Raw genomic sequence first — 2,434 nt, forward strand, 5'->3', positions numbered from 1 at the left:
GGCGGCACGACGGGTCAGGTCGGTCGGTCTTCCGGTCACGTCGGCCCATCCTGCCAGGCCCCCGGCCGCCCCCGCCGCTCGCGCGGCCCGAGCGGGCGACCGGATAAGCTGGTCCACCACCGACCCGCCGTAACCAAGGAGAGCCCCACGTGCCAGGAGAACTCGCCAGCCGGCTCCAGCCGATAGTGGCCGAAGCCGTCACCGCCGCGGGTTTCGACCTCGACTCGTTCGAGGTGCAGCAGGCCGGCCGGCGGCAGCTGGTCAAGGTCGTCGTCGACGCCGACGACGGGGTCGGGCTGGACGAGGTCGCCGAGGTCAGCCGCAAGGTCTCGGCGGCGCTCGACGAGAACGACCACGTGCTGGCGAGCGCCTACACGCTGGAGGTCACCTCACCGGGTCTCGACCGCCCGCTCACCCAGGCCCGGCACTGGCGGCGCGCGCGGTACCGGCTCGTGAAGATCACCCCGGCCGACGGCACGGCCTTCATCGGCCGGGTCGGCCACGCGGGCGCGGACGCCGCCCGCGTCCTCGAAGGCGGCAAGCTCCGCGACGTCCGCTACGCCGACGTGGCGAAGGCGGTCGTGGAGATCGAGTTCAAGCAGCCGCCCGCCGAGGACCTGAAACTGCTCGAAGACGACGCGTCCGGCATCATCGCGGCCGAGACGGAGAAGGGGTCGAAGTGAACGTCGACATCGCCGCGCTGCGGGCGATCGAACGGGACAAGGACATCCCCTTCGAAACGGTGATCGAGGCCATCGAGACGGCTTTGCTCACCGCGTACAAGCACACCGAGGGCCACCAGCCGCACGCCCGCATCGACATCGACCGCAAGACGGGCCTGGTGCGCGTGCTCGCGCACACGCTGACCCACGACGGCCAGGTCGACGAGGAGTGGGACGACACCCCCGAGGGCTTCGGCCGGATCGCCGCCACCACCGCGCGCCAGGTCATCCTGCAGCGGCTGCGCGACGCCGAGCACGAGAAGACCTTCGGCGAGTTCTCCACCAAGGAGGGCGAGATCATCGCCGGGGTGATCCAGCGCGACGCCCGCGCCAACGCCCGCGGCATGGTCGTGGTCCAGGTGGGGGACACCGAGGGCGTGCTGCCCTCCGCCGAGCAGGTGGCGGGGGAGTCCTACGAGCACGGCAGCCGGATCAAGGCGTACGTGGTCACCGTCTCGCGCGGCAACCGCGGCCCGCAGATCACGCTCTCGCGCTCGCACCCCAACCTGGTGCGCAAGCTGTTCGCGCTCGAGGTGCCGGAGATCGCCGACGGGACGGTCGAGATCGCCGCCGTCGCGCGCGAACCGGGACACCGCACCAAGATCGCGGTCAAGTCCACCGTGCCGGGCGTCAACGCCAAGGGCGCCTGCATCGGCCCGGTCGGCGCGCGCGTGCGCAACGTGATGAGCGAGCTGGCCGGCGAGAAGATCGACATCATCGACTTCTCCGACGACCCGGCCCGCTTCGTCGGGAATGCGCTGTCGCCCGCCAAGGTTGTTTCGGTACGAGTCGTGGACGAGCGGGCGAAGACCGCCCGCGTCGTGGTGCCGGACTTCCAGCTGTCGCTGGCGATCGGCAAGGAGGGGCAGAACGCCCGCCTGGCCGCTCGCCTGACCGGCTGGCGGATCGACATCCGCAGCGACGCCGCACCGGCCGACGACGAGGGTGATCAAGACCACGCCGGTCCGACGCGGCCCGCCGCGACAACCGGTTCGGCTGAGTGAAGGTCGAAGCGCTAGACTCAGGAGTGGTTCAAAGCCCGCGGCGGGTAGCCGAGCACCAGCCCCACCGGAATCTCCCGGTGCGGACTTGTGTCGGCTGCAAGCGGCGGGCATTGATCGGTGAGCTGCTGCGCGTGGTCGCGGTGGCCGGGCGGGTGGTCGTCGACGGACGTCGGCGGCTGCCGGGCCGGGGGGCTTGGCTGCACCCCGACCCGGACTGCCTGGCCAAGGCCGAACGGCGGCGGGCCTTCCCCAGAGCCCTGCGGGCGACGGGGGCGCTCGACGCCCGCGAGGTCCGCGAGCACGTCGGGCTCACCACGACGCACCACGAACCCGGGACGTCCCCGGGGTCGCGAGGAACCAAGGAAGCAGGTCGACCCGTCATGAGTCAGCCGTGAAGCTGAAGCCATGAGCGTCAGACAATAAGGACGAGGTCAGCGGGTCAGCCGCCTGGCCTCCCCTAGATGAGGAGAGTTGTGCCAGGCAAGGCCCGCGTACACGAGCTCGCGAAGGAGCTCGGCATCACCAGCAAGGACGTTCTCGCGAAGTTGAAGGAACAGGGCGAGTTCGTCAAGTCCGCGTCGTCCACGGTCGAGGCGCCCGTCGCCCGCCGTCTCCGCGACGCGTACGCCCCCAAGGGCGCCAAGAAGCCCACCCCCGGTCCGTCGGCGCGCCCCGGCCCGCCGGCCGCCAAGCCCGGTGCGCCCGCCG

Annotated in this window: 4 protein-coding genes; all 4 read left to right on the forward strand. The window is 71.4% G+C overall.

The window, feature by feature from the left end:
- Window positions 1-149 precede the first annotated feature (149 nt).
- Window positions 150-683, forward strand: coding sequence for a ribosome maturation factor RimP (gene rimP / locus G3I65_RS38425; protein WP_160700442.1), 534 nt, complete (start codon window positions 150-152; stop codon window positions 681-683).
- On the forward strand, window positions 680-1,726 hold the full coding sequence (gene nusA, locus G3I65_RS38430; RefSeq protein ID WP_160700443.1) for a transcription termination factor NusA: 1,047 nt from the start codon (window positions 680-682) through the stop codon (window positions 1,724-1,726). The genes rimP and nusA overlap by 4 nt, the downstream gene beginning before the upstream one ends.
- A gap of 77 nt (window positions 1,727-1,803) precedes the next feature.
- A complete protein-coding gene (locus G3I65_RS38435) occupies window positions 1,804-2,121 on the forward strand; it encodes a YlxR family protein (protein ID WP_125314588.1) in 318 nt (105 codons plus the stop codon).
- A 78-nt stretch (window positions 2,122-2,199) separates the two neighbouring features.
- A partial coding sequence (locus G3I65_RS38440) for a translation initiation factor IF-2 N-terminal domain-containing protein (protein WP_160700444.1) occupies window positions 2,200-2,434 on the forward strand: 235 nt, incomplete at its 3' end.

The organism is Amycolatopsis sp. SID8362 (assembly GCF_010550475.1).
Classification (GTDB): Bacteria; Actinomycetota; Actinomycetes; order Mycobacteriales; family Pseudonocardiaceae; genus Amycolatopsis; species Amycolatopsis eburnea.